At 70.3% G+C, this 5152-nt stretch carries 6 protein-coding genes; 5 read left to right on the top strand and 1 reads right to left on the bottom strand.

Annotated features, from left to right (window positions below):
* From ACK42S_RS15540 to ACK42S_RS15525, 4 genes are all read left to right on the top strand, one after another.
* Window positions 1–305 (top strand): exodeoxyribonuclease VII large subunit (locus ACK42S_RS15540; RefSeq protein WP_409709555.1); only part of this gene is annotated, 305 nt, incomplete at its 5' end.
* A gap of 114 nt (window positions 306–419) precedes the next feature.
* A complete protein-coding gene (locus ACK42S_RS15535) occupies window positions 420–1001 on the top strand; it encodes a superoxide dismutase (protein ID WP_409709552.1) in 582 nt (193 codons plus the stop codon).
* A gap of 104 nt (window positions 1002–1105) precedes the next feature.
* The gene (locus ACK42S_RS15530) at window positions 1106–1798 is read left to right on the top strand and encodes a response regulator (protein ID WP_409709549.1); all 693 of its coding nucleotides are present in this window, start codon (window positions 1106–1108) and stop codon (window positions 1796–1798) included.
* 4 nt (window positions 1799–1802) lie between these two features.
* Entirely contained in the window at window positions 1803–3251 is a 1449-nt protein-coding gene (locus tag ACK42S_RS15525) for a sensor histidine kinase (protein WP_409709546.1), read from the top strand.
* A gap of 14 nt (window positions 3252–3265) precedes the next feature.
* Here the strand turns inward: ACK42S_RS15525 and ACK42S_RS15520 are convergent, their stop codons facing one another.
* The gene (locus ACK42S_RS15520; RefSeq protein WP_409709558.1) at window positions 3266–3763 is read right to left on the bottom strand and encodes a DUF192 domain-containing protein; all 498 of its coding nucleotides are present in this window, start codon (window positions 3761–3763) and stop codon (window positions 3266–3268) included.
* Window positions 3764–3827: 64 nt separating this feature from the next.
* Here ACK42S_RS15520 and ACK42S_RS15515 point away from each other — a divergent pair.
* On the top strand, window positions 3828–5152 hold a 1325-nt coding region (locus ACK42S_RS15515; protein WP_409709543.1), incomplete at its 3' end, for a heavy metal translocating P-type ATPase.

The following is a 5152-nucleotide window of genomic DNA, read 5'->3' as shown; positions in this document are numbered from 1 at the left end:
AGCGTCTGGCCGCAGCGCCCGGTCAGCACCTGCGCCTGGCGCGCGAGCGCCAAGGCCCGCTGGCGCGTCGTCTGGCGCGTGCCGTGGACGTGCGCTGCCAGGCGGCCGTGCAGCGGCTGGCCGCGCTGCAGGCCCGGCTGGTGGCCCTCGATCCGCAGCGCGTGCTGCAGCGAGGCTATGCCTATCTCACCGATCCGCGGGGCAGGGCGCTGGTGTCGGTGCAGCAGGTCCAGGTGGGCGACATGGTGCATGCGGTGCTCGCCGACGGCCGGCTGGTCTCGCAGGTGCGCGAGCGCCAGCCCTGACCCCGCGCCTCGTGCGGTTGCACCCGAGGGCGGCAGCGGGCAGACCCTGCAGTGCCTACAATCCTTGAACCCAGTCCCCCGACAACATCTCCCACAAACCGAAAGGACGACACGATGGAACACACCCTGCCCGCGCTCCCGTATGCGATCGACGCCCTGGCTCCCCACATCAGCAAGGAGACGCTGGAGTTCCACCACGGCAAGCATCACAACGCCTACGTGGTGAACCTGAACAACCTGATCAAGGGCACCGAGTTCGAGTCGATGTCGCTGGAGGACATCATCCGCAAGTCCAGTGGGGGCGTGTTCAACAACGCGGCCCAGATCTGGAACCACACCTTCTTCTGGCACAGCATGAAGCCGGGTGGTGGTGGCGAACCCAAGGGCAAGCTGGCCGAGGCGATCAACGCCAAGTGGGGCAGCTTTGCCGCGTTCAAGGACGCCTTCACCAAGGCGGCCGTGGGCAACTTCGGCTCGGGCTGGACCTGGCTGGTCAAGAAGCCCGACGGCAGCGTCGACATCGTCAACACCAGCAATGCCGGCACCCCGCTGACCACCGCCGACAAGGCCCTGCTCACGATCGACGTGTGGGAACACGCCTACTACATCGACTACCGCAACCTGCGCCCGAAGTTCGTCGAGACCTTCCTGAGCTCGCTGGCCAACTGGGACTTCGCCGAAGCCAACTTCGCCTGAGGCCGTTGCCTGCTGCCTGGAAGAGCCGGCCGCGGGCCGGCTCTTTCGCTTGACGGCGCACAATACGGGGCTCGAGCCCTGCGTTTCCTGCCCTTTGCACGACGATGAGAATCCTGCTGGTCGAAGACGACCCGGCCCTGTCGCTGGGAGTGGCCCGCGCGCTGCAGCGCGAGGGCTGGCATGTGGACACCCTGGGCGACGGCGCGGCCGCCTCTGCCGAGGGCCTGATCGACCAGTACGACCTGGCCGTGCTGGACCTGGGCCTGCCCCGTCGTGACGGCATGGAGGTGCTGCGCACCTGGCGCGGCCGCGGGGCGCACCTGCCCGTGCTCATCCTCAGCGCCCGTGATGAGCTGTCCGATCGCCTCCAGGGCCTGGATGGCGGAGCCGACGACTACCTCGTCAAACCCTTCGACGTGCCCGAGCTGGTCGCTCGCATCCGCGCGCTGCAGCGCCGGGCCGCGGGCCGCATCGACGACCGCCTCGTGCTGGGCGAGCTCGAGCTGGACGTGCGCCATCGCGAGTTGCGCTACCGCGGCCAGCGTGTGCACCTGAGCCCGCGCGAGCAGGCCCTCACCGAGCTGCTGATGGCCCGTGCCGGCCGCGTGGTGCCCAAGGAGCACATCGTCTCCACGCTGTCGAGCTGGGAGACCGATTTCAGCGAGAACTCGGTCGAGGTCTACATCCACCGCCTGCGCAAGCGCTTTGCCGACCTGGGCGTGGTGATCCGCACCGTGCGCGGCTTCGGCTACCTGATGGAGATCGAAGCGGCCGCGCCCGAGGCGCCGCCGGCCTGAGACCGTGGGCATTCCCGACCCGCCCAGCCTGGGGCGCGAGCCGACAGCCCCGGTCAAGCCCAACCGCAGCCTGCGTGCCCAGTTGCTGCGGCCGCTGATGTGGGGGTGGCTGTTGGTGGCCCTGATCGCTGCCTGGGGGGCCTACCGGCTCGCGCAGTTTGCCGGCGACACCGCCTACGACCAGACCCTTCAGGACGAGGCCGGCGCGATCGCCACCCAGGTCTACTGGACCGACCGCGGCCCCTTGCTCGAACTGAGCGTGCAGGCCCAGCAACTGCTGGCACGCGACAGTGCCGACCGCAATGCCTACATGGTGATCGACGAGATGGGTCAGATCCTGGCCGGTTCGAGCAACCTGCCCATGCCCGAGAACATCGATGCCAGCTTCACAGCCCCCCAGCTTTTCGATGCCAGCTATCTCGGCGAACCCGTGCGCGGCGCGATCTACTCGATCCGCTCGCCCATGCTCGACCAGGTGGTGTCCATCGTCGTCGTCGAGACGCGCCGGCGTCGGCGGGAGCTCGAACGCGAGATCCAACTGGCCGTGCTGCTGCCCACCGTGGCGCTGGGCCTGCTGACCTTCGGGCTGCTGCACTGGGGCATCCGCCGCGGGGTGGCCCCGCTGCGGCGCGTGGCCGCGGCCGTGGAGGCGCGTGACCCGCGCGACCTGCAACCCCTGCCGCTGCAGGGCGTGCCGGCCGAGGCCGTGCCGCTGATCGAGCGCATCAACGTGCTGCTGGCCAACGTCGATCGTGCGGTCCGGCAGCAGCGCCGCTTCGTGGCCGATGCGGCCCACCAGTTGCGCACCCCTGTGGCCGGGGTGCGCGTTCTGGCCCAGGCGCTGCAGCACGAATGGCGCAGCGGCGGCGAGGCGGCGCCCGGGCTGCTGCGTGAACTCGTGGCCAGCAGCGAGCGCATGGGGCGGCTCGTCTCGCAGCTGCTCAACCTTGCCCGTTCGGAGTCGGCCTTGCGCGACGGTCCGGCGGCCCTGGAGTCCGTGGACGTCGTGGCGGCGGTGCGCGAGGCGGCCGAACCTCTGGCGCTGCGGGCCAGCCGCGAGGGGCGCGTGTTCGACCTGCAGGTGCCGGCCCAGGCCTGTCGAGCCCGGGCTCACCCCGTGTGGCTGGGCGAGGTGGTCTCCAACCTGCTGGACAACGCGCTGCGCCATGGCGGCGTGCACGTGCGCCTGGCCGTGCAGGCTGAGCCCGGCGGGGTCGGCATCGAGGTGTTCGACGACGGCCCCGGCATCCCGGCCGATCAGCGCGAGCTCGTCTTCGAGCCCTTCTGGCGGGCCGAGCGCTCCGACACGCGAGGTTCGGAAGGCGCCGGTCTGGGGTTGGCGATCGTCAGGGACGTGGTGCACGCCATGGGCGGCCGCATCGAACTGCACAGCCGCCCCGAATTCGAGGGCACACGCTTTCGCGTTTGGCTGCCCCTTGCCAGCCGCGGCTAGGAAAGCGCTGACGTTCAGCGCGCCGGTGGTGCGATCGGCCCGCCCTGGATGCGCATGCCCGGCTTGATGCCGCGCCGGGCGAACCAGCCCTGGTTCATCTCCAGTGCCAGCCGCACCGGCTCGTCGGAGCAGTGCGAGTCGAGCGTTTGCGGCTGCATGTCGGCGATGTTGACGATGCGCCCGTCGTCGGCCAGGAAGGCGATCGACAGCGGGATCAGCGTGTTCTTCATCCAGAAGCACTGCACCGCTGGGGTCTCGAAGACGAAGAGCATGCCCTCGTGGGGGGCCATCTCCTTGCGGTGCATCAAGCCAATCGCGCGCTGCTCGGGCGTGCGCGCGACTTCGGCCGAGATCGCATGGAAGCCCGCGCGCAGCGGCACGCTGGGCAACTTCTGGCCGGCCTCCTGGGCCCAGGCCGTCGCGGCCAGGGCCAGGCCGACGAGGCCCGCAGCGAAACGCCGCCAGGCCGGGACTGGGTGGGCTTGCAAGGCAGGCAACTTGATCTGGATCATGATGCGCACGGTGGAAAGACCCTAGATTGTCGTCGTGCCTGCAGCCGATGTCGACCTGCGGGTCATGGATCCAGCCGAGATGTCCAGCGCCGACGACCCCGCCCACCCGCCTCCTGCCGCGTGTGTCCTTCCCGACCAGGAAGCGGTGGCCTGGGACGATCCGCTGGAGCAGGCGCGCTTCACCCAAGCCGTGCCCGATCAGGCCGGCGGGCCGGGCCGCCGGCGCTCGGCGCTGATCATCGAGGGCATGGACTGTGCGGCCTGCTCGGTCCAGGTCGAGCAGGCTCTGCTGCGCCTGCCCGGCGTGATCGACGCCGAGGTCAACCCCGCCTCGCGCCGTGCGAGCGTCCTGTGGGACCCCGACCGCGTACAAGCCTCCATGATCGCCCGGGCGGTCGCCGATGCCGGCTACCGCGCCTACCCCGCCATGTCGGTGCAGGCCGAGGCCGACCGCCGCCGCGAGGAGCGACTGGCGCTGTGGCGGCTCTTCGTCGCCGGCTTTTGCATGATGCAGGTGATGATGTATGCGGTGCCCACTTATGGGGTGGCACCCAGCGGCAGCCAGGACATGAGCGGCGACATCTGGCAGTTGCTGCAATGGGCGAGCTGGCTGCTGAGCATCCCGGTCCTGCTGTTTTCTGCCGGGCCCTTCCTGCAAGGTGCCTGGCGCGACCTGCGTGCACGGCGCATCGGCATGGACGTGCCGGTGGCCCTGGGCATCGTCGTCACCTTCATCGCCAGCACCGGCGCAACCTTCGACCCCGGCGGCCTGTTCGGCGAGGAGGTCTACTTCGACTCGCTCACGATGTTCGTCTTCTTCCTGCTGGGCGGGCGCTACCTGGTGCTGCGCTCCCACAGCGCCACGGCCGGGGCCCTGGAGGCCTTGATGCAGCGCCTGCCCGAGACCGTGGAGCGCGAGTCGGCCGATGGCCGCCTGGAAACACTGCCAGTGTCGCGCCTGCAAGCCGGAGACCGGGTGCGGGTGCGTGCCGGCCAGGCCTTCCCGGCCGACGGTCACATCGAGGCCGGCACGGCCTGGGTGGACGAGGCCCTGCTGACCGGAGAATCCGCCGCGCAGGAGCGTGGGCCGGGGCAAGCGGTCGTGGCCGGCAGCTTCAACCTCTCGGCCCCGGTGTGGGTGCGCGTCGAACGGGTGGGGCGCGACACCCGCTATGCCCGCATCGTCGAGTTGATGCAGCGCGCCGCCACCGAGCGCCCGGCCTTCGTGCAGGCCGTCGATCGCATCGCCGGGCCCTTCCTGTGGGCGGTGCTGGCAGCGGCCGCCCTGTGTGCGCTCGCCTGGGCCTTCATCGACCCCGGCCGCAGCGTCTGGGTGGCCGTGGCCGTGCTCATCGTCACCTGTCCGTGCGCGCTGTCGCTGGCCACGCC

The organism is Caldimonas sp. (assembly GCF_046289365.1).
Lineage (GTDB): Bacteria > Pseudomonadota > Gammaproteobacteria > Burkholderiales > Burkholderiaceae_C > Caldimonas.
The sequence above is the reverse complement of the archived record's forward strand: the minus strand, read 5'-3'. Positions and strand labels throughout refer to the sequence as shown.